Annotated in this window: 14 protein-coding genes, 1 tRNA gene and 1 pseudogene; 8 read left to right on the plus strand and 8 right to left on the minus strand. The window is 44.7% G+C overall.

Features of this window, described 5'->3' with window-relative positions; all coding sequences use genetic code 11:
- Window positions 1-12 precede the first annotated feature (12 nt).
- From QUA23_RS17275 to smc, 4 genes are all read right to left on the minus strand, one after another.
- On the minus strand, window positions 13-2,193 hold the full coding sequence (locus QUA23_RS17275) for a hypothetical protein (RefSeq protein WP_333077395.1): 2,181 nt from the start codon (window positions 2,191-2,193) through the stop codon (window positions 13-15).
- An 81-nt stretch (window positions 2,194-2,274) separates the two neighbouring features.
- Window positions 2,275-3,306 (minus strand): SGNH/GDSL hydrolase family protein, encoded by a 1,032-nt coding sequence (locus QUA23_RS17280; protein ID WP_333110435.1) that lies wholly within the window; start codon window positions 3,304-3,306, stop codon window positions 2,275-2,277.
- A gap of 306 nt (window positions 3,307-3,612) precedes the next feature.
- A complete protein-coding gene (locus QUA23_RS17285) occupies window positions 3,613-4,641 on the minus strand; it encodes a PRC-barrel domain-containing protein (RefSeq protein ID WP_333077391.1) in 1,029 nt (342 codons plus the stop codon).
- Between the two features lie 68 nt (window positions 4,642-4,709).
- The gene (gene smc, locus QUA23_RS17290; protein ID WP_333077390.1) at window positions 4,710-8,600 is read right to left on the minus strand and encodes a chromosome segregation protein SMC; all 3,891 of its coding nucleotides are present in this window, start codon (window positions 8,598-8,600) and stop codon (window positions 4,710-4,712) included.
- Window positions 8,601-8,965: 365 nt separating this feature from the next.
- Here smc and murA point away from each other — a divergent pair, with 365 nt between their 5' ends.
- From murA to QUA23_RS17335, 7 genes and pseudogenes are all read left to right on the plus strand, one after another.
- Entirely contained in the window at window positions 8,966-10,384 is a 1,419-nt protein-coding gene (gene murA, locus QUA23_RS17295; RefSeq protein ID WP_333077389.1) for a UDP-N-acetylglucosamine 1-carboxyvinyltransferase, read from the plus strand.
- Window positions 10,385-10,506: 122 nt separating this feature from the next.
- Window positions 10,507-11,373, plus strand: a complete 867-nt coding sequence (locus QUA23_RS17300; RefSeq protein ID WP_333110438.1) for a M48 family metallopeptidase — start codon at window positions 10,507-10,509, stop codon at window positions 11,371-11,373.
- A tRNA-Leu gene (locus QUA23_RS17305) sits at window positions 11,352-11,433 on the plus strand. The genes QUA23_RS17300 and QUA23_RS17305 overlap by 22 nt, the downstream gene beginning before the upstream one ends.
- A 205-nt stretch (window positions 11,434-11,638) precedes the next feature.
- The gene (locus QUA23_RS17310) at window positions 11,639-14,995 is read left to right on the plus strand and encodes a hypothetical protein (RefSeq protein WP_333077386.1); all 3,357 of its coding nucleotides are present in this window, start codon (window positions 11,639-11,641) and stop codon (window positions 14,993-14,995) included.
- A gap of 258 nt (window positions 14,996-15,253) precedes the next feature.
- Window positions 15,254-16,129 carry a DMT family transporter gene (locus tag QUA23_RS17315; RefSeq protein WP_333077433.1) on the plus strand — a complete coding sequence of 292 codons (876 nt, stop codon included), beginning with the start codon at window positions 15,254-15,256 and terminating at the stop codon, window positions 16,127-16,129.
- Window positions 16,130-16,514: 385 nt separating this feature from the next.
- Window positions 16,515-17,633: pseudogene (locus QUA23_RS31075) on the plus strand (ISAs1 family transposase); the annotation flags it as partial.
- A 392-nt stretch (window positions 17,634-18,025) separates the two neighbouring features.
- Window positions 18,026-19,816: a cellulose-binding protein gene (locus tag QUA23_RS17335; RefSeq protein ID WP_333077383.1), complete on the plus strand. Its 1,791-nt coding sequence runs from the start codon at window positions 18,026-18,028 to the stop codon at window positions 19,814-19,816.
- Between the two features lie 14 nt (window positions 19,817-19,830).
- On the opposite strand, the gene QUA23_RS17340 is transcribed toward QUA23_RS17335, so the two are convergent.
- The 4 genes from QUA23_RS17340 to msrA form a co-directional block, all read right to left on the minus strand.
- Entirely contained in the window at window positions 19,831-20,409 is a 579-nt protein-coding gene (locus QUA23_RS17340) for a DUF948 domain-containing protein (protein WP_333077381.1), read from the minus strand.
- A gap of 37 nt (window positions 20,410-20,446) precedes the next feature.
- A complete protein-coding gene (locus QUA23_RS17345; RefSeq protein WP_006632275.1) occupies window positions 20,447-20,788 on the minus strand; it encodes a YtxH domain-containing protein in 342 nt (113 codons plus the stop codon).
- Between the two features lie 121 nt (window positions 20,789-20,909).
- Window positions 20,910-21,215 (minus strand): hypothetical protein, encoded by a 306-nt coding sequence (locus tag QUA23_RS17350; protein WP_333077380.1) that lies wholly within the window; start codon window positions 21,213-21,215, stop codon window positions 20,910-20,912.
- A gap of 176 nt (window positions 21,216-21,391) precedes the next feature.
- The gene (msrA, locus tag QUA23_RS17355; protein ID WP_190731749.1) at window positions 21,392-22,045 is read right to left on the minus strand and encodes a peptide-methionine (S)-S-oxide reductase MsrA; all 654 of its coding nucleotides are present in this window, start codon (window positions 22,043-22,045) and stop codon (window positions 21,392-21,394) included.
- Window positions 22,046-22,362: 317 nt separating this feature from the next.
- Here msrA and QUA23_RS17360 point away from each other — a divergent pair, with 317 nt between their 5' ends.
- On the plus strand, window positions 22,363-22,500 hold the full coding sequence (locus tag QUA23_RS17360) for a hypothetical protein (RefSeq protein WP_265236679.1): 138 nt from the start codon (window positions 22,363-22,365) through the stop codon (window positions 22,498-22,500).
- Window positions 22,501-22,530 lie beyond the last annotated feature (30 nt).

The following is a 22,530-nucleotide window of genomic DNA, read 5'->3' on the forward strand; positions in this document are numbered from 1 at the left end:
TGACGGTTTAACTTACCTACTGACAGCCAAATTGTTAATCTCCAGTCGGCATTGGTTTGTTAAATCCTGTTTGCTGCTACTCAATACCTCAAGCAGCAGATAAATGGGATTTTTGCCCTCAACTAATAGATTTAAGTCGATCGCACTTTTTTGACTATAAGCCATCTCTGCTGAGTCTATTAATTTACCTTGCTTGTCCCACAAAGTCAAGCGCAGGGCAACTCCCGGACATTGCTTGTTAAGTAAATTGAGTTTGCCGGTAACTTTTACTTTGTCTGAAATGGAACCTAAATACAGGAAAGATGTATCGAGTTTCTTGCTGTTTTTAATTGGATGAGTTACAATATTATATAGGTTATCGGATTCTTGACTGACTGAATAATTGGCACTTGTGTAGATTGATTGATGCAAACTAATCCAATCTAACTGCGTGCCTGGTCGATCGACTATTTGCCGCTGCATCGCCTCCAGAGTCCTAACTGCCGTTGCTGTATCAGTCGGCCGCACCCTCCGGTAAACGCTTACAGTCACGCCGTTTTCTAGCTTAAACTGTTCCGGTAGCAATTGGAAATCGCGGGCAATTTCCCAGTTTTGAGTAAAGGCATCGTACACAACTTTAACAACATCTTGTTCCTGCGATCGCAAAACTTGTTCGTCACTCGGTAACACCTGCTGAAAAGGCACAGCAACCGCCGCATATTGTGACTGCAACAACTCCGGTAGCGGGTAAGTATCGCGCGAGTCAATTTGCGGTCTACCGATTGTATTTAATTTCCACCAACCCTCCGGCGGGTTTAATTTGCGGTTGGCTTGTCTGAGGATATTAGCATTAAAACTGTTAGAAGCACCGGCAATATAAATCGGTTCTTCATTCGGTGCTAATTTTCGCAGAAACTCTACTAATTTTACAACTTCGTCGTAGTCCGATCGCACTAACGGCGGAAAATTACCCACAAACAGTCTTGACAAATCTATTTTGAGAGGAATTAACCCGACTGCGGCATTCAAAACCAGGTACAAACCCGCCGCGCCCAGCATCAAATACCGGACTTTTCCCTTGAGTGTCAGCCAAGTTGTCCAGAAAAATGTGGATAGTCCTAAAAGTGCGATCGGTGTAATATGAATTGTATAGTGCAAGTAGCCGTAACGCAACACTAACAGCCATTCAATCAGCGACAAAACCCCAAACAACGAAACAAAAATAGCCGCCGCTGGAACCAGCTTTCGGGTGAGAATTCCCGCCGAAAAACCAATCAGTACCAGCAGCCAAGTTCCCAAACCGTAAAAATCCGCATAACGAGTTAAAATATCATTTATCGGCAAACTCCAAGCGACATACAAATTGCGGTAGTCAACCGTCAGAGCACTGCGAGTAAAATCTCCCGCTACCAACATTAAAATAGTCAAGCTAGTTGCAGCTATCAATCCCAATTTGACAGCGGATTCAAACAAGCTTCTGTAGGCAAACGGCACTGTGGCGTCCTTGTCTTTTGGAGACGACAACGACGTTTTTTTACGGTATATTAGTACAATAAACTCGATGAGAACCTGTAAAGTCGCTGCACCCAAAAATGCGATCGCACTATAAGCAAAATGGCGTCTCAACAGAATCGCCGCCGCCAGCAAAAACCCAATCAACGGGATTTTCCACCAAGATTTCAGCTTAACATCCTGCAAATAAACCCAAATTGCCAAGGCTAGAAACACACAGCCACCAGTATCCAGATATCCCCGCAGAGTCGGTATCCAACTCATCGGAATTAATAAACTCAGCAGCACCGTTGACCAAAACACCCCGCGGGGATAAACTGGAATTAGCGTTGCAGAAATTGCCCCCAGCAACAGGCGAAACGGCAGCACATAAATCAGGGATACGCTGAGAATGTAACTCAGCCGAGACTCGCCAAATAAGAGAATAAACGGCACTAACGGCAGAGAGATTAATAGATTTTTTTCCTTAGATAGCGATTCTATAACTCCGCGCCATGCTTTATCTGGCGAGTCTCGAAATAAATTTGCCGTGTTGACTGTAGCAGTGTTGTAGCCCGCGTAATCCCACCAATAAAAAATATATTCGCTGGATACATAGATTGATGTTACTGCAACTGTTACGAGAACAAGTAAAAACAGGATAAACCCATCAATTAGAAATTTTCGAGGCAATTTAAAAGAAACAAAATCAAATACTCCCATCACTCTAGCAACCCTAAATAACTTCTAAACTTCCTCTTTCTCTATTCCTTCGCGCCCTTTGCGCCTTCGCGGTTCGTTAACTTACTTTAAAACAGTACGTTGCAAAAAGCCTTCCAACTTTTCTGCATATTGCCGATTCGCGATCGCACTTGGATGAAGGTCATGAGGTAAATTATTATTGGCAGGTATTTTCAAATCAACCGAAATATCCGCCGTAGCAATTCCCTCCTGACTTAACTCCTGCAACATCTTAGCAGAACCGCTATTAATTCCCGCCACAACTAACTTAACACCATTAGCCTCAGCCACACGGTTAAACTCTTCAATAATTGCCTTAGAAACCTCGTAACTTTTGTACAATCCCTCTTCAAATTGATTGTAATTAACCTCCAAAAAATGGCTTAATGCAGAAATCCGCATCAGCGGGAAGTCGTGATATTCAAGTTTTGCCATTTTGTAGGTAAAATTATTTTCTCCATTCAGCCTAGCATCGGGCTGGAATAAAATACCCAGTTTATTCCAAGCAACCATTTGCTTTCTTCTCGCCCTTAACAAAGTATTGCGACGGTCGTGAAATCCCGCATAAGCAATCACCGCAATTTTTGGTTTATTTCCTTGTTTGAGTGCTTCTTTGAATTGAATCAACGAGTGCAGCGTGCCGTAACCGTTAACGCCAAAATTTACTATTTCATACTTGGGTAATTTCTCTTGCAGCAACCAAGAATAAGTTTCGCTATCATTCAATGACCAACCGTAGGTAAAAGAACAGCCAAATATCCAAACTTCTGGCTTTTTTGACGATAAATTGTAAGTATTGAGGGGATGAGTTATTCTTAAACTATTATTGAGATGAGTGGCCTTAAATGAGTAATTGCCGTTAAGTGTCACCTTGAATTTACCCGGCAAATGCTTGTATCCGAGTTCCGAGTCTTTGGTGAAAAAGTTACCTTTTGGTTGGACCGCAACATCAACATTTTCTATTTGCCAGGGTTTGTATCCCGCAACTCGCAAGATAATTTCAGCCGTGGTTGTGGATAAAAAGATTGGAAAAATTAGATATGTTATTAATCTGAAAGCAACATTTTTAGCAAAATCTTTTTTGCTCATTAACATAATATGAAACGTCAGGAAAAGTATAGTAAACTGCCATGCCAGTATTATCTACTCCATGGATCTAATTTAATTAGATTGAGTGCCTTCAATGCCTCCCCCAACCTACCACACTGGATTGTTTGCCCGAATTAAATATTATTCGTAAAACCCGTGCCTACAAAATATTGGTTTAAACTGAGATATTGCGCCAATATCAGCAACGGGCTAGAAGCCCGTTCCACAAAAAATAAACTTGATTGTGGAACGGGCATCTTGCCCGTTCTTAAGAAGAGTGCAAAATATTGGTTTGACCTAATTGATTAATTTCTAATAACCAGGCTCCTCCTCATACTCAGGAGTCTTAGTTTTCTCAGGGATATTCACCCGAGGAGCCTGGTAAGGCTTCGGTGCCTCATCGTCAGCCCAAGCATCAGCCTCCACATCATCCTCGTACTCGTACTCCACCACAGGCTGCTTCGGGCGAGAAATCTCAGCGCGAGTGTATTGGGGTTTCTCCTCGTACTCCTCCTCTTCGTAATCGTCCTCCTCGCCGCCCCAATTATCCTGTTCGTAATCTTCGTAATCCTCCTCGATTGGCTGCTGCTGTGCCTGCACCGCGCGCATCGGCGGCTGGCGAACCGCAGGCCGATTCCACTCTAAATCCTCATCCCAAGGAACTTCCTCCACCGCAGGCGCAGCTACGCGGCTCCGCATTTCCGGTGCAGGTATCCGCACGCCCGGACCCAATTGATTTCCCGTAGCCACGGGTTTCGGATAATAACCTGCCTCGTCCTCTTCTCGTTCCCAAGGTGCTTGGCCCAAACCGACGCGCTCCAGCAAACCCACACTAAGCTGCCTGAGCCTTTCCTCGGAACCTTCAAACACAATCAAGCGATTCGGGCCACTGCTGACAATTTCTTCAATCCCCAACTCGTAAGTGCTGAGAACTTGGTCAGGGATTTGGGGGATTCCCAGAGAAGCGATAATTATAGAAACTAACTTACCGTCTTCGGGATCGAACCTAAAGCCTCGCACCCTACCTAAAAGTTCGCCAGTTTCGGTAATAACTTCGCTGTTAATCAAAATGCTGTAGACTTCAACATCAACATCGTCTTCGATCGCGCTCTCATCTTCCACCAACAGCACGTCGCCGATTTCGCTGACATTGCTGAGGAACATAAACTTCGGCATTCCAGCGACCGCAAATATATTATCACGCAGACCGATCGCCACAACTTCCCGTCTGTCAATGTCCACCCACAATTGACTAACCACCCCCAAGCGTTTACCTCTGTCGCGGGTGATGACCTGAGTGCCTAGAATGTCTGAGCGTTGGCAGATTTGTTCGGATGTCATTCTAACTTTAATCCTGATTTATTAAGTACATATATCACTCAACACGAGCGTTAACATAAACTCCGGGACTACAACTTCAGTCCTATGACTTGAGTATAAGCTCCCCGTGCTTGAGTAACACCAATTGTACGCTCAGCCGATTGAATCATAGGTCGCCGCAAACTCACAACAATAAACTGGGCTTGTTCCGACTGTCGTTTTATCATTCTAGCCAATCGCTCCACATTTGCCCCATCCAGAAACATATCCACTTCATCAAAAGCGTAAAACGTAGACGGGCGGTAGCGTTGCAGCGCAAAAATAAAACTCAGCGCCGTCAAGGACTTTTCGCCTCCAGACATGGAAGCCAGCCGCTGTACGGGTTTGCCCTTCGGGTGAGCCACCAAATTCAAGCCGCTGCTGAAGGGGTCTTCCTGGTCATCTAGCTGGAGATAGCCGTCGCCTTCGGAAAGTTCCGCAAAGATAGTCTGGAAGTTCTCGTTAACCGCGTCGAAAGCTTCCTTAAAAGCGCGCCGCCTGAGTGTGGTAAAATTTTCGATTCTCAACAGCAGTTCAGTGCGTTCTCCTTCCAATGTCGTCAATTTTTGACTCAATTCTTGAAGGCGTTCTTGAGTGCGGTTGTACTCTTCCAAGGCTAGCATATTGACTGGTTCTAAAGCTTGAATGCGTTTGGCGATCGCCTTTACTTCCTGCTGCAATTCCGTTAAATTGGCTTTCTCGACATTTTCAGGAATCGACGGCACGGGGTCTGGCATTTCCGCCCGCTGCGCTTCCAATAGAGTGCGGATTGCGCTCAATTGTTCCCGGCGTTCTTGCTGGGTTTCGTGGAGTTTTTGCAACTGCCATTGTAACTGTTGTTTGGCTAAATGCTGTTCTCGCAGTTGAGATTCCGCCCGATCGCGCTCTCCCTTCTGCACGCCCAATTTTTCCTCAATTTCCCCCAAAGCCGCCTTAGCTTCCGCAATTTGCCGATCGAGTTCTAACTGCTGCGAAACAATGCGATCGAGTGCATCCGCCCCCGCGTTTTGCTGCACTTGCCATTCCTGCAATTTCTCGCTGCTTTCCTTAATTTTGTCTTCCAAACGCCCGAATTGATTTTCCAAGTCTACAAGGCGCTGCTGGACGTTTCTCAGAGCCAATTCTCGCTCTTGCAGTTGCGCTTCCAGAGCGCGCAAACTCGATTGCATTTGCTGCCATTCGCTGTGACTGTTGGACTCTTCCAACTGCGCCAAAGTTTGGCGGTATTGCTGCAATTGAGTTTCCTGTGCAGGCAATTCTCTCTCCAGCAACTGCAATCTCGATCGCGAATTAGTTAATTCCTGTGTATTTTTCGCAATTTGCGATCGCACTTGTTCCTGTTGCGCTTGCAAATTCTTAATTTCTGAATCCAACTGTTCCAAGCGCAACTGATTTTCGCGCAAATTCTGTTTTGCTTCCATCAATTCTTGGCTGCGAGTTTTGACTGCAACAGAAGCGCGATCGATCGCAATTTTGCACCGTTCCAAAATCCGCTCAATTTCCTCCAACCTTTCTTGTAGAGATGCGATCGTCCGCGCTTCACTAGCAGCCTCACTAGCCTCAACCGTGCCAAAATGCAAGGTAGATCTATTAGTAGAACTTCCCCCAGTCATCGCCCCGCTAGTTTCCAAAATTTCCCCGTCCAAAGTGACAATCCGGTACTGTCCCAAATAGCGGCGGGCGTCGCTGAGGTTGCTAAACACAACCGTACTGCCAAAAACGTAAGCAAAAATTTCCTGATACCGGGAATCGCAGTCAATCAAATTCACAGCCGCATCCACAAATCCAGCGGCGCGCCGCAAATTTTCATTCACCGAATACCTGCCGCCTCTAATCTTATTCAAAGGCAAAAACGTCATCCTTCCCGCCCGTTTTTGTTTCAACAATTCGATCGCAGCAGCAGCCACGCTGTCATCTTCCACCACCATATTTCCCATGCGCCCGCCTGCGGCAATTTCCAGCGCCAACTGATAGCGCGGTTCCACTCTGCCGAGTTGAGCCACCAAGCCGCAAACTCCGCCAATTCCGCTTTGCGCGACAATTTTTGCAGTAAACGTTCCCGTCGCTTCTTGCAGTGCTTGAAACTGCACTTCTAGTTTGTCTAATTTGCGCTGTCTTTCGCGCTGTTCTTCCAACAAACGAGTTTGAGTTTCCTGTTGCAGTTGCAATTCTTGTTCGGCTTCGACTAAAATCTGATTCAGCGATTCTACTTGCAAAGATGCCATGCCTTTGGTTTCCCCAAGGCGAGATTGCTGCTCTTTTTTCGCTGCAATTTCCTGTTCCAATACTTGCAGCGATTGGTTTTGTTCTTGAATTTGACTTTGCAGGCGATCGGCTCTTTCGCCAATGGTAGCTTGTTCTGTACGCTGCGGTTCCAAAGTTTGTTGAATTGTTTCGATTTGGCGGTGCAATTCCGTTTGCTGCTGCACCCAAACTTCGGCCGTCGAGGCGATCGCATTTGCAACTTCCCGACTTTCATCTAAACTTTGCTGGGCTGCATCCCGCTGTTCCTGCAAAGTTCCTATTTGAGACTTAACATAAGATATTTCAATCTCAATTTGCTCCAAACTTTGCCGGAATTGCCGAACTTCTTCCTCGGTTTGTGCTATATTAGCCGCCATTTGCCCAGCAGTTTTTTCCAAATCCTGTTTGCGGTTTTGCAGTTGCCGCCGTTCCGCTTCCTGAGTGGCAATCGTCGCTTGCAAAGCCAACAATTCCGACTCTCCCAAAGCTTTAACGCGGGCATTCAGCGCATCAAGTTCGGCAGTTGCTTCTTGAATTTGGGTACTAATTGCTTGCAGTTGTTCCGTGAGAGATGCCGAAGTGCGATCGCCCGTTTCGATTTGTTCTCGCAGCTTCCATTCTTGCTGCTGCAATTGGCGGAATTTTAGCACAATTTCCCACTGCGACTTTTCTTGAAATTCCGCCCGCAATTTTTGATATTTTTCCGCTTTTGTGCGATCGGAAGCCAGCCTATCGCGCTGAGAAATCAGCTCTTTTTCCACAATCCTGCTGCGTTCTTCCACCTCCTTAACTTCATCCAACTTCTGCCTAGCTAAAGAGATTTTGCGATCGAACTGAGCCACACCAGCTAATTCGTCAATGATTTCTCTGCGTTCCTTAGAATTCATCGAAATAATGCTCGTAACATCTCCTTGCAGCACGACGTTATAGCCTTCGGGATAAATTCGCAAGCGGTTGAGTTGTTCGTGAAGTTGAGTCAGGGTGCAAGGTTGGCCGTTAATGTAATAAGTTGAAGTGTAAGTACCTTGGCGAGTTACCCGAAGTTTCCGCGTCACACTCCACTCATCCGATTTTGGATTTTGGATTTTGGATTTTTTATTAGTAGCGAGTAGTTGCCCGTTGTTGTCTTGAGTCGCTGCGATTTCAATCTCTTCTACGTCTTCAACAGATAACTCATCCGATTTTGGATTTTGGATTTTAGATTTTCGATTGACAGGAAGTGATTGGCCGTTGTTGTCTAGAGTTTCGGCAGTTTCTATCCCTTCGACTTGTTCAACAGATAGAGGCGATTTTCGATTGACAGGAAGTGATTGGCCGTTGTTGTCTAGAGTTTCGGCAGTTTCTATCCCTTCAACTTCCTCTGCTTCAACAGATAACTCATCTGCTGCATTTTCATCCTCATCTTCATCCTGGGCGAACCATTCCTCCCCCACATCTTCCAGCGCAAACGTCGCAGTCACGCTAGCTTCGATCGTACCGCGTTTGTTTTGGGCGCTGTTCACCAAATCGGGTAAACGTTCAGCCCGCATTCCCTTAGAACTCGAAAGTCCGAGACAAAACAGCAAAGCGTCGAGGATGTTGGACTTTCCAGAACCGTTGGGCCCGGAAACCACAGTAAAACCGGGCAGCACGGGAATGGCCGTCGTGCCGCCAAAAGATTTAAAGTTAGTCAGTTCGATCCGTTTAATGTGAACCATATGCTAGGAGTAGCTTTGGCTCTAGGTTGTTGTCACAGGGTAGCACAGGCAATGGGGCGATCGACAATGTGTAAACTTTCTGGCATAGTCGATCGAACCGATATCTTACACCTTTGTCAACAACCGAGTCGCATTTTACTTCAAAAGCTCGTTGACAAAAGTACAATATCTCCGATCCGAGCGAGCGCTACAAATTAACGTAAATTTTGATACAGATAACTCCATGAAACTCGATCGGCATTATTTGTGGGATTAAACATGAAAGCCATGCCCAGAAAGGATTCCAGGAAATATAATTCCCGCAATTCCTAATGTTACCCCTAGACATATAAAAACTTTCCGGTAAAATCGAACCAAAATTAATAATGTATAAAGTAACGAAGCGCATTATGGAGGGCAAACCCATTACACCAGCTCAGAACTCATCTAACCTGCCAGCTTCACCTGAAAGCGACGAACAACAAGTATTACAAATTTGGGGTCGCGAACCCCTTAAAGGACACGTTAAAATCAGCGGCGCCAAAAACTCGGCCTTAGTCGTCATGGCAGGAGCCCTGCTATGCCCAGAGGATTGCCGTCTCCGCAACGTTCCCGGTCTAGTCGATGTCGCCCGCATGGGGCAAATTCTCTCGGCTGTAGGAGTCAAATTACAGCCGCACGGCGACGTTTTAGACATCAACGCCAGCAACCTCATAGACGCTCAAGCCCCCTACGAATTAGTCAGCCAACTGCGAGCGAGCTTCTTCATCATCGGCCCGCTGCTAGCGCGTTTGGGATTTGCCAAAGTGCCCTTGCCCGGTGGGTGCGCCATCGGCGCCCGACCCGTGGAACTCCACGTTCGCGGTCTGCAAGCCCTCGGTGCCGAAGTCCACATCGACCACGGCACGGTTCACGCTTACGTCAAAGGGCCGAACCGCCGCCTGAAAGGAGCCAAAATTTATTTGGACTACCCCAGCGTCGGCGCAACTGAAACTTTGATGATGGCGGCGACTCTGGCTGAAGGAGAAACCGTGATTGAAAATGCGGCTCAAGAGCCGGAAGTCGCTGATTTGGCCAATTTCTGCCGCGCTATGGGAGCAAAAATTCAAGGCGCTGGCACGAATACGATCGTCATTTCGGGAGTTCCCAAGCTGCACGCGGTAGACTATTCAATTATTCCCGATCGCATTGAAGCCGGAACATTTTTAGTAGCAGGAGCCATCACTCACTCCGAAATCAGTTTGTCGCCGGTCATTCCCGACCACCTGACCGCAGTCATCGCCAAATTGAAGACAATTGGGGCAAAAATTATTGCAGAATCCCCGGACATTTTGCGGATAGTTCCCGGCCAAACTCACTCGGCTACAGACATCGAAACTCTGCCTTATCCCGGTTTCCCCACAGATATGCAAGCTCAGTTTATGGCTTTGCTGACGCTGAGCGAAGGCGACAGCTTGATCAAAGAAACCGTGTTTGAGAATCGCTTGCGCCACGTAGCAGAACTCAACCGCATGGGCGCAGACATTCGCCTTAAAGGCAATGTAGCGATTGTGCGCGGAGTGTCGCGGCTGTCGGGCGCGCCTGTCGTGGCAACAGATTTGCGGGCTTCGGCGGCGTTAGTGTTAGCGGGACTTGCAGCCGATGGTGTCACCACCATCAGCAGCTTGCAGCACTTAGACCGCGGCTATGAGCAGTTAGAGGTGAAACTGCAAAAATTGGGAGCTAAGTTGCGGCGAGTCAAAGAGGGTACAGACCCGGCAACTGCTGAGGCTCCTGTCAATCCCGTGCGATCGGGTTTAAAGTAGTCAGAAGGAAGAAGGAAGAAGGAAGAAGGAAGAAGGAAGAAGCAAAAGAATTCCCCATGCCCAATTCCCCATGCCCCATGCCCAATTCCCCATTCCCAATTCCCCATTCCCAACTGACTAAAATGTCGAACATACCCCTCATCGGTTTAAAAGCAGACCAGTTTCGCCACCCGCTAGACTTGGAAGCTACCAGCACTCTCAAACAACTGCCCGGCCTGGATTTGATCGTGCGGCAGTTGCTGGGACAACTTGGCGAACAGTTTTTTATGCTGGAAAATCTGGCTTCCAGCGTCCAAGTCGGCGAAAATCAATTGCCGCACCTGCATCAATTGCTAGTGGATGCCTGCAAAACTCTGGATTTGGAGGTGCCGCAGCTTTATGTCCGCCAGCATCCGATGCCGAATGCTTACACCTTTGCGATGCGGGGAAAACAGCCTTTTGTGGTGATGCACACTTCTCTGATTGATTTGCTCACAGACGAGGAAGTTAAGGCAGTAATTGCTCACGAGTTGGGGCATTTGAAGTGCGAGCACGGAGTTTACCTGACTCTGGCTAATTTAATTGTGTTGGCCGCCGGCCAAATTTCGCCTGTGGGAACCGTGCTGGCGCAGGGTTTACAGGCGCAAATGTTGGAATGGTTGCGGTGTGCGGAATTTACGTGCGATCGCGCCGCCTTACTCGCCACTCAAAACCCAAAAGTGGTAGCATCACTGTTGATGAAACTGGCCGGAGGTTCGCCGACTTTAGCTCCCAAACTGAATGTCGATGCGTTTTTGGCGCAGGCGCGATCCTACGACGACCTCAGCAGCACTCAACTGGGAGAACTGCTCAAACAAGCTCAGACGGCGCAGTTGTCCCATCCTGTACCAGTATTGCGCGCCAGAGAGATCGATCGCTGGGCAAGTTCAAAAGATTATGAATCTCTTGTGCAAAATCGATCGGTGTGTTATGATGGTGAAACCCAAAAGGGCGGGTGGCGAAATTGGTAGACGCATCAGACTCAAAATCTGACACCGAAAGGTATGAGAGTTCGATTCTCTCCCCGCCCACTGCGAGGAAAGCTAGTGATGTCTTAATAAAGCGCTCTGTGCTCAATAGCCAAGCAGCTCCAACTGCATTTCTGCTCGCTTTATCTCGCACTCGCTGGTGGCTGTCGTTGCTAGCCGAGTATTTTCCCAAATTCAGTTCAAATAACTGATGACCAACCGCACTATTACTTTCATCTGCTTTTTTATGTAATAAAAACAGAAAAAGATGAGTAATCAGGCAAGCAATATATCTTCTTTGGATTTAGCTATGGTTCCAGGGACAGTGTATATCCAAGATTGTGTCTCAAATCAGTTAAGTAAACTGTATACTCTTGATTTAGCCACAGGTAAAGCAACATACATCGGTGAGCTCATTACAGAAGTCTATGATATTGCCTTTGTTGATTCAAAACTCTATGGCATTGAGCAAGAAGGCGGCACAACGCAGCTCGTAAAAATTGACATCAAAACGGGCGATACGATTGTGATTGGGGATACGGGCTTTGCTACAGCCGGCTTGGCTTATAATGCCCAACGTCAAACCCTTTATGCCACCACAGCTAAACAACTGATTGCCCTTGATATCAAAACAGGAAAAGGTACACCAGTAGCTACAGTAGCTAATAAAGACTACAACTGTGGCGAAATTGCCTTTGATAGCAATGGCATAGCATATATCACATTAATTGGTTACGAAAAGAAGAAATTACTTGCTAGATGCAATCTCGATACTAGCGAAGTTAAAACTATTGGTGATACCGGATTTCCTGGTATTGGCAGTATGGAATTTGTTGGCAATGTCCTTTATGGCGTTACCGGCAGATTTTTTAATTTGGGAAAAGACGGTCAATTAATCCGCATTAATACCCAGACAGGTAAAGGCACATTAGTGGCTCAAACCAAGCCTAGCGGTCGTTGGGCAGGAATAGCGGTTTATCAACCAGCAGCAGAAGCGATCGCAACCATCACTCCAAAAGTTAAGACTGAAACTACACAAGGTGTACAAACAACTACTACAACTAGGGAGGCAACTATGAAACTGTTAACAATTGATACCAAAGCAAACTGTTACGTTATCAATACCGATCAGATGAATAACTTGCAACAAAATGTTGCTAAGTCTCTGACATTAGACAAAGGAACTTTTGACATCCAAATTACCAGTGGTAGCTACAGTTATAGTGCCGACAATACCGTTGGTGAGCCTTTTGTTTTTCTCTGGATTTATGGACTTGAGGGCAGTACCTTTATCAACACAAAAACAGGTGTTGAGACAGGTGGAACTTGGGCAACTTTAAACGGCTATAACGACAAATTGCAGTTTGAGATCAAAGAAAAAGCTGTAGTCTGTGCTTTATTCTTTGATACCTATAGTGCTGACAATCAAGGACAAGTAACTGTTTCAATCACTGGCAATCAACAGAATTCCCAAACTTTAACCGTTGATAGCAAGACAAACTGCTATCCGCTTGATGGCAATTATCTCTCAACTCTTAAAAAAGCCAATGCTAATTCTATCGAGTTAGCCCCTGGGAACTATCGCGTCAAGATTCGGGAAAGCAATGCCACTTATGGAGCAGAAGCAAAAAATTTCCAATTAGAACCTTGGGCGTTACTCTTGATTCAAGGGGGAAAATTTATCTCCAAGTTGACAGGAAATGAAGTTAGCGAAAGTTGGTGTTCCTTAAATGGCTTCAAAGATGACGTTATTTTTGAAGTCAAACAAAAAACCACCATCTCCGGCTTCTTTTTTGATACATACATAGAAGATAACGAAGGGCAAGTTGTTTTAGAAATCAACAACATCAGTGATGAAGAAGTAGACCGAGAAAAGGCACAGTCATCATTACAACCTGGTACGGGCAGCAGCGAAAGCACTGTTAATAGGGGCAGCAGCGAAAGCACTGTTAATAGGGGCAGCAGCGAAAGCACTGTTAGTGTAGTGGGTGGTGGTCGCACAACTAGCTCTAGTAGTACAGCAGTTACCACTGCTGGTACAACTAGCTCTAGTAATACAGCAGTTACCACTGATGGTACAACTAGCTCTGGTACTGAAAATATCAATATTAGTAGCAGTGGATTTAACTTCACTTTTGACCAAGATCAGATGGAACAAATGTGGCAGCAAATGGCAGCCCAAATCAATACTTCCATCACAGTAACAGGTGACCCGAACGAGAAAAAAGAAGCTTATTGGGACAATTTGGAAAAATGGCTGCTTAAAGGCTATCAAACTCAAGCTAAAGACTTAGCGATGAAGGTAGCACGGCTGGAGTTTATGCTTAAAACTCTTACCCAACAAATGGAAGTTAGTTTTAATCAGAATTTCCACAATTGGTCGGGATACTTCAACAAAAATCTCAACGACTTATTTATTTCCCGAATCCCCCGCATTGTTAGTGAGCAGGTGAATTTAAGAATCTCTGAACAAACCCAAGAGATTAAAAGCTTAGTGCTGCAACAAATGCAAACCGAACTCAATGAGCGTGTTGAGGCAGTCGTTAATCTTAAAGTGGCTAATCAGACTCAAGAAGTTAAGAACCTCGTAGTTCAGCAAATGCAAACTGAACTTGAGCAACGGATTGAGAATGTAGTTAACATCAAAATTGCCAATCAGTCTACAGAGATTAATACCCAGGTAATTAATCAAATATCGACTGATATTGATGAGCGCATTAGTAACTCCGTTAATGTCCAAATCGCCAATCAATCTCAAGAGATCACTAATCAGGTAATTCAGCAAGTTCAACATACTATTGATGAGCGTGTTGAGAATGTGGTGAGCATCAAGATTTCCGATCAAACCCAGAATGTGAAGAATCTGGTGATTCAGCAAATGCAAACTTACATCGATCAACGCATCGATAATGTCGTGAATCTGAAAGTGTCTAATCTATCTCACGATATTAACACTCAAATTGTTCAGCAAATTCAACACGACATCGATCAGCGGATTAATGCGGTAGTTAATCTCAAAATTGCTGACCAAAGCCAAAACATTAAAAATCTGGTCATTCAGCAGATTGAATCTAACATTGATGCTCGCATCAATACGGTTGTTAATCAATCTAGCACTAGCAACGTGCAGTTAGTGACTAATAATATTGTCAACGATCTTGACAATCGCATTAATGTTAGCTTGGATAACAAGATTCTCAACTTCCGTAATGATGTCTCTACTATCGTCCAAACTGAGCTGAACCAAAACTTCACGCAGAACCTCAAAAATACGATTTTTGCAGAATTGAAACAGCAACAATTCTACCTGGATATAAACTTGATCAAGGCAGAAGTTGAGAACTTCTACTCTAATCTGGCACAGTTTGAGAATCAGTTCTACTTACGCATTGAACAAGGGGACACTCAACTGTATAACTGGACGCTGGAACAACTTATTGCTCTCCAAGGTTGCTTAACAGATCGTCAGGCGTTAGTCGATATGTTTGAATCTTTCGCCACTAAACTCAAAGACGAATTAGATAATGCTGAATGCGTTCGTCCCGATCGTTTTGGTTCTTGGGTAAGAACAGATATGCGGTCACAATTTCAACCTAGCCAATCTCCGCAATTACCACCACGTTAATCAGTAGGTAGACATATCTTGGGTGTCCGAAGAAAGGAACGAAGCCATCCCAAACCGCAAGCGAATTGCTTCGTTCCTCTATTCGGACATAATGGTATTGATTTATGTTCACCGCCCACTGCTAAAAAAGCTTAATAAATATAGGGTTCCAGGTAGGCCACCGGGAACCCTAATTTATATGGCATCGGGAATCGGGCATCGGAAATTGCGAATTGGTAACTAATGACAACAGTCAACAGTCAACAGTCAACAAATTTTATGGGTGAAATCGCCGCTTTAGGCGCTGCATTTGTCTGGGCTCTATCTTCCACCATCTGGCAGCGAGTAGGACAGCAAATCCCTGCAGTGGTGCTAAACTTGCTCAAAGGCGCGATCGCCCTTTTCATGCTCCTTGCCACTGTACTAATTTTAGGCAAACCCTTACCCGCAATCAACCCTAATATTTTAGCAATGCTGCTGATTAGCGGCGGCCTAGGAATTGGCATCGGAGACACCGCTTTCTTTATCGTATTAAAATATTTAGGCGCGAGGCGAACGCTGCTTTTAGAAACCCTATCTCCTCCTTTAACGGCTTTATTAGGCTTAATATTTTTGCAAGAAAAGTTATCGCCCGTTGCTTGTACTGGCATTCTTTTAACAATCTGCGGCGTAGCTTGGGTAATTGCCGAACGAACAGCCGAAACAACCTTATCATCAAAACATCTTTGGCAGGGATTAGGTATTAGTTTATTAGGACAAACAAGCCACGCCGCTGGAGCAATTTTATCCCGCGCAGCCTTCACTCAAATAGATATCGATCCTCTGTGGACGGCGGCCTTGCGTTTGAGCGGTGGTATGGCAGTCATGCTGTGCTTTTTTAAGCCAAGAAACCTTGATAGTTTCAACCTATTAAAATCCTCAAAAATATTAGGTGCCATAATTCTGGCAGCTTTTTTAGGAACCTATCTCGGAATTTTTTTGCAACAGACTTCGCTGAAATATGCACCCGCAGCAATCGCTCAAACACTCAGTTCTACCAGTCCCCTATTTATACTGCCTTTAGCGGTGCTGGCGGGCGAAAAAGTGAGCAGTCGGGCTGTTTTGGGGGTAGTTGGTGCGATCGGCGGAATCGCCTTATTATTGGGTTTGAAGTGATGATATTTTACACCAAAGTGTTGCGTGTCGATAAACAATCAAAAAATAGGCTCTTGCGTACTTAGTGTGATTAAATATTAGTTTAAGTAGCCACAAACTAAACTACGTCTTAATTAACTGAAAAAACGCATGAATTTAAGTTAAATATTGCTAAAAATTCTTGCCCCGCAAGAATTTGGGGCATCTTTTGATAAAAATTAGCATATTAAGTAGGGCTTGCTGAATAAGTGATCGCACTTTACGTGGCTAGGGTAAGCTCATCAAATTTGGTAGGAATTGTACTTGACAGACAAGAACCGAGCATGGTAAAGGAGAGAAATCTCTCTAAAAACACAATCTCTAAGAAACATCATTGTGTCTCAAGGCTTTAAAATTAAATCTGTTGATGCCAAAAAAAAGTTCTTGCCCTGTAAAAAATCCCAAAGCTGTGGTAGAAATGGGAGTTATTCAAAATAGTTTAGTCAAACAATTTGGAGGATTAAAAGACCCCAGAGTAGAGCGAACTAAGAAACATCAACTCACCGACATTTTAGTAATTGCAAGATTAGCCATAATTGGCGGCGCGAGCGGGATAGGAAGACATCGAGAACTACGGCATCAATAAACAAACCTGGTTAAAATATTTTTTGGCATTACCAGACGGTATTCCTTCAGATGATACGTTTCGTCGGTCTTTGAGTGCATAGATTCAGAAGCCTTAAATCAGTGTTTTCTCAATTGGGTAGAAACCTTGGTCGCGAATATGGCAGGAGAGATTATACCTAGAGATGGCAAGACAATTAGGGGTTCATAGGACCGAAATCAAGGCTTTGCAGCCCTTCATCTAATTAGTGCCTAGCCGAGTACGCAACGTCTGGTATTAGCACAGATGAAAGTAGAAGATAAATCTAATGAGATTACAGCCATTCCCGCATTATTAGAGTTGCTGAATATCACAGACTCGATTATCACCATTGATGCTATGGGGACACAAACAGAGATTGCCAATAAGATTATCCAGGATAAAGGTGATTATGTCCTAGCACTTAAAGCCAATCACCAAACTTTATATAATCAAGTTCAGCAATGGTTTTAAACCGCGCAAGCGCAGAATTTTCATTTGGTTGATGTTAGCTATGTCAAACGTATTGAAACAGGACATTACCGCAGGGAAATTCGGGAAGTTTGAACTGTACCCGTTAGTGCTATTCCTCAACTTTGTTAACCTAAAATCTAGGCAGGATTGCAAAGCCTGGTAATGGTTGTACGTGTACGTCATCTTTGGAACCAAACTACTCGTGAAGTTCAGTTTTATTTAACTTCTTTAGATAGTAATCCTCAACTTATTGGTCAAGATATCCGTAAAAATTGAGGGATTGAAAACGAAGCCCATTGGACTCTCGATTGTATTTTTGCTGAAGATGCTTGCCGGATTCGCTCTTTCCACAGTCAGCGCAATTTTACTATTCTACAACGTATTGGACTCAACGCTCTCAATCGCTAACAGGCTTATAAACGTAGTCTCTGACAAAAAATGAAACGGACATCTATAAACAACGATTATATGATTTAAGTTCTCACATCTTTTTTCATAGACTCTACATTAGATTCCTCTGATTCCTTATGTCCACCCTAATTGAGATGCTCTTACCCTGGTACAGTATCAATTGATATTAACCTTCGACTAGAATTCCCCTCAATTTCAGAAACTCCGAAAAAAGAAGATTTGGATAAAGAGGATTAGATTGGCGATCGCACTTGGGGACAGAAAGGGCGATCGCGCCTCCACTGAGAGAGAAAAATGTTAATAATCTTATAGCTGATAGTTTGAGAAGGAGCTTTTTGATAACATATAAAAATTAAAGCTGCCTCACCCGCTTCGATTTTACCTAAAACAATCAAGTTTTAGTCAAATTTATGTTTCGATTAAGTATCAGATCAAACAACAAAGCTCTAGGCTTTGTCCTGGGTTTATTAATTTTTGTCATTTTTATTCCCGGATGTTGGGCTTTAACAACTAATATTTCTCCCACAGCAGCACGGCAAGTAGATAACAAAGTAGCTGTGCGTGCAGATGTACAAAATACATCAAATTCTCGCTCTTCTTTAGGAGTTGGGCTTAATGGTATTGCTGACTACTCAACACAATTACCCTTTTTAGATGCTTTCAAATCTTCTAGACAATGGATAACTCAATGCGTCAGCGGACAACCAAACTGTAAAGGTGAATGGGATACTGATGAGTATAATCTTTTAAATCTTGATGAAAATGGGTGGGTAAAGTCTCTTCCATCCCCCGAAGATGCTCCTAAATATACTAGGGTAAGTACCCTATTACTTAGGGAAATCCCCAATCGCTATCCTTCAGGGCAATATATTGTTACTTATGAAGGTGAAGGTGCGATCGAATATAGCTTGGATGCCAAAAAAGATGAGGCTGCGTCGAAACCTGGGAGGGATATCATTAATGTCGATGCCACACAAGGTGGAGGCATAATGATTATAATTACTGCTACCGATCCAAAGAAAACGGGGAACTATATCCGCAATATTAAAGTTGTTCAGTCTCAAGATGAACAGCTTTATCAAAGGGGTGAAATATTTAATCCGCTGTTTATAGACAAGATTAAAAAGTTTAGAGTCTTGCGTTTTATGGACTGGATGGGGACAAATGGTTCGGGACAAAAAAACTGGTCTAACCGACCTAAACCTGAAAGTATATCCTATGCTTACAGAGGAAATGTTCCCATAGAAGTTATGGTGAAGTTAGCTAACAAAGTCAAAGCAGAACCCTGGTTTAATATGCCACATCAGGCTACGGATGAATATATAACCAACTTTGCTAAAATGGTCAAAAATAGTTTAGATCCCAAGCTGAAAGTTAATGTAGAGTATTCTAATGAGGTTTGGAATTGGTCATTTCCACAATCGAATTATGCTTTGAAACAAGGTAAAGCGAGGTGGGGAGATAAAGGCGATGCTTTTATGCAATGGCACGGAATGCGTAGTGCTCAAATGTGCGATATCTGGAAAGGCGTCTTTGGGGAGCAAAAGAACCGAGTTGTCTGCGTGTTAGGAACTCAAAGAGCTTGGAGAGAGTTAGGAAATTATGCTTTAGATTGTCCATATTGGGTAGCTGAGGGCAATAAACCTTGTTATCAACACGGCATAGATGCCTATGCTATAGGGGGATATTTTAGTGGCAACTTGGGCGGGAAAGAAGGTGTCAGCAAAGTAGAATCTTGGTTGAATGACGCCGATGGCGGGTTTGGCAAAGCTTTTAAGCAATTAAAAGAGGGCGGGTTACTGCCGGGGTTCAAAGATAGTTTGTCTGATGTGGATAATGATTTTAAGTATTTCTTAGAGGTGGCTCAAAAAAAAGGTCTCAAGTTATTTGTTTACGAGGGGGGTCAACATATTGTAGGTATTGAAGGAGTTGAGAATAACGAAAAACTGACCAAGTTTTTTATGGAATTAAATAGGCGCCCAGAAATGTATGATATCTACACCCAATTACTAAATAGTTGGAAACAAGCTGGAGGCAGTCTTTTTATGCACTTTGTGGATGTGAGTTCATTTAGTAAGTGGGGAAGTTGGGGGGCTTTGGAATATGTGGAACAAAAGGGTTCGCCTAAGTATGATGCTTTGATGGATTTTATTGATAAGAATCCTTGCTGGTGGGATGGCTGTGCTGTTGAGGAAGGATGAGCAATTGGATGCAATCAAGAATCGTTCGACACTTCCTCAAACTCTTCAGCATCCCCCGGCAAACCCGAACCCTCGCTACTCCTCAACCGGGACGATTCCCCATTACTCGCACCCGCACCGTAAACCCCAGAATACCTCTCCTCCAAACTCGAATCCCTCAGCGAAATCGCACTTCTTTGACTCGGCGACAATCTATCTGTTGACCGGCGATTTGTCCCAGAAATCGGCGGCTTCCGAGTTAAAGTTTTCCAAGCAGCCTTAATCCCAGTCACCACGCTGCGAGTAGTTACCTGCACGTTTTGCGCCTGCTTTTTGGCGGTACCAATACTTCGATCGACCTGTTTGACAACCTCGCCCGCACTTTGTACTCCCTCGCTGACATCATCCGTCAACTCGCTAATTTCCAGCCCCGTCAACCGAATCGCCTCCAAAGTGGGCGGAAATTCGCGAGAAAGCGTGTCAGCGAGCTTTTCCACGCTGCGGGCCGCCCGTGCCAGCGCTTGCACCGCAGGTATTAAAGTCACTAAAACAGCAGTCAGGCTAACTGCCACTAGCAAAATCGAAAGTCCTAGCCAAAATATGGGATCGCTCACTGGAATCTGGGATTGGGGGTTGAGAATTTCATGCCATTTAGCGGATGGGAGGGCGCGACGGGGGACTCACTTCAGCTTCAGCTTCCGACAGGGTTTGGCGTTCCCGCTGAGTCGCTTCCAAACCTGCCGCGATCGCCTCTTTGAGTCTAATCAAAGTTTCGTCCCAATTCCGGATGGCAGTTTCAGAAAGTCGATCGGCCTGCAACTGCACGCTAGTCGATAAATCTTCCGCCAACTCCGGCAAAGCATCTGCCGATTTTTTCAATATCTGCCGCGTCTCCTTGCCTGGTCGCGGTGCTATCAGCAAGCCAGTCACGGCGCCGATCGCAGAACCCACAAGCAAACCGCCAATAAATAATCCTGAACGTTTAGTTGACATTTTTATAACTTCTCTCCATACACCAATTTTAGGCACGTTTGCCCGATCGCAGCCCTTTACAAAGGTAGAAATATTGTTGAAAATCCTACTGAGTCAGCACGGGCAGCAATTTTAGGATAGCTTACCTCAAACGTCGATCGCGCCTGGACCAAAGCATCCGTCCCAAACCCAGCAATCCCAAAAGTTGCTGAACCTGTTGCAGTTGCAATTCCAGTTGTTGATAACGTAGTCGCAGTTGGCGGGTACCTTGCTGCCTTTTACCAAGGAAATCCGGCGACATACTGAGGACATTGCTGCTACAGCGTTGGATTGCTGCGATCCGAATTTCCAAACGTGCGATCGTCCGCCGCATTTTCCACACCTTCGCAGCGATATAAAAACAGACCACAGATATTAGTAGATTGATAATTACAACAGCACTCAGCATTTATTACCCATTTTCAAATACTACTAAAATATTCCGCTTTTTGTTGCGGACTAGGAGCAACTGCCTACCCGATATATTGTAGGGAGACAACATTGTTGTGTCCTGATATATGTTTTAAGGACACAACAATGTTTTGTCCTGAACTATGTGTCCCTATCCCTAAGCTGTGTCAATTTTTAAGCCTGAGACATAGCAGGCAAACAAACCTTAGTACCGCCCAAACCGCAATAACCGTTCGGGTTTTTAGCAAGATACTGCTGATGATAGCTTTCTGCGTAATAAAACTCAGGAGCATCAATAATTTCAGTGGTAATCTTGCCGTAACCGGCCGCAGTCAAAGCCTGTTGGTAAGCATCGCGCGAAGCTTCAGCTAGCTGCTTTTGGCTGGCTGAATACGTGTAAATTCCCGATCGGTACTGAGTACCAGAATCATTGCCCTGACGCATTCCTTGAGTAGGATTGTGACTTTCCCAAAAAACTTTGAGCAGCGTTTCGTAACTAATTACTTTGGGATCGAACACAACCAGAACTACTTCATTATGTCCCGTCATCCCGCTGCAAACTTCGTTGTAAGTAGGATTCGGAGTAATCCCGGCCGCGTAGCCAACAGCAGTCGAAAAAACTCCATTTTGCTGCCAAAATTTGCGTTCTGCTCCCCAAAAACAGCCCAGACCAAACAAGGCAGTCTCCATGCCGTTTGGAAAGGGAGGTTTGAGCGGATTGCCGTTAACAAAGTGAGTTGCCGGTACCGACATCGACTCTGCCCGTCCCGGTAATGCCTCTTGGGGAGAGGGCAGGCTCGACTTTTTGCCAAATCCAAATAGCACCATAAGTTTGTGAGGGGATCTCTGATAAACGTCTTTACCTTACTTAATAATATCAGATGTATACTGAAAGTAGTGGCCCTCTTAAAGGTAGAAGGTAAAAACCAGAAGGCAGATTTTTTTTTCGGAAGGTTTTTGGTGATACTGCTCACTGCCAACGCAGTTTTAAATCACATTAGCTAGTGTTATCTGTCACCAAAACACACCTAAAATATCACCTATTGTTGAGTTGTAAATCACGCGGATTTTAGGCAAAATAGCCGATTATTAAAGGTATGGTGTTGTAGTAGTTATTCAATACCATTTATTGGGAGTGTGTACAAATGGGCGCTAAACCTTGCAGTCAACCTTTAAAATCTAATCCGTTTATTACTTACCGCGACCCAATTACAGGCAAGTGGATTGTGGTAAATCAGACTTTGCCCAAAGCAGCAGAACAAGCACAGCTAGCAGCAGCTTGAGTTCTCATATTAATTTTTGACCTAAAAATT

This window comes from Microcoleus sp. Pol1C5, assembly GCF_036701115.1.
GTDB lineage: Bacteria > Cyanobacteriota > Cyanobacteriia > Cyanobacteriales > Microcoleaceae > Microcoleus.

Excerpts from the sequence above, each read along its gene's own strand:
- QUA23_RS17310 (WP_333077386.1), top strand. The coding sequence starts at position 11,639 with ATGAGTAATCAGGCAAGCAATATATCTTCTTTGGATTTAGCTATGGTT.
- QUA23_RS17285 (WP_333077391.1), bottom strand. The coding sequence starts at position 4,641 with ATGACATCCGAACAAATCTGCCAACGCTCAGACATTCTAGGCACTCAG.
- msrA (WP_190731749.1), bottom strand. The coding sequence starts at position 22,045 with ATGGTGCTATTTGGATTTGGCAAAAAGTCGAGCCTGCCCTCTCCCCAA.
- QUA23_RS17300 (WP_333110438.1), top strand. The coding sequence starts at position 10,507 with ATGTCGAACATACCCCTCATCGGTTTAAAAGCAGACCAGTTTCGCCAC.
- QUA23_RS17350 (WP_333077380.1), bottom strand. The coding sequence starts at position 21,215 with ATGCTGAGTGCTGTTGTAATTATCAATCTACTAATATCTGTGGTCTGT.
- QUA23_RS17360 (WP_265236679.1), top strand. The coding sequence starts at position 22,363 with ATGGGCGCTAAACCTTGCAGTCAACCTTTAAAATCTAATCCGTTTATT.
- murA (WP_333077389.1), top strand. The coding sequence starts at position 8,966 with ATGTATAAAGTAACGAAGCGCATTATGGAGGGCAAACCCATTACACCA.
- QUA23_RS17275 (WP_333077395.1), bottom strand. The coding sequence starts at position 2,193 with ATGGGAGTATTTGATTTTGTTTCTTTTAAATTGCCTCGAAAATTTCTA.
- QUA23_RS17280 (WP_333110435.1), bottom strand. The coding sequence starts at position 3,306 with ATGTTAATGAGCAAAAAAGATTTTGCTAAAAATGTTGCTTTCAGATTA.
- QUA23_RS17335 (WP_333077383.1), top strand. The coding sequence starts at position 18,026 with ATGTTTCGATTAAGTATCAGATCAAACAACAAAGCTCTAGGCTTTGTC.
- QUA23_RS17345 (WP_006632275.1), bottom strand. The coding sequence starts at position 20,788 with ATGTCAACTAAACGTTCAGGATTATTTATTGGCGGTTTGCTTGTGGGT.
- QUA23_RS17315 (WP_333077433.1), top strand. The coding sequence starts at position 15,254 with ATGGGTGAAATCGCCGCTTTAGGCGCTGCATTTGTCTGGGCTCTATCT.
- smc (WP_333077390.1), bottom strand. The coding sequence starts at position 8,600 with ATGGTTCACATTAAACGGATCGAACTGACTAACTTTAAATCTTTTGGC.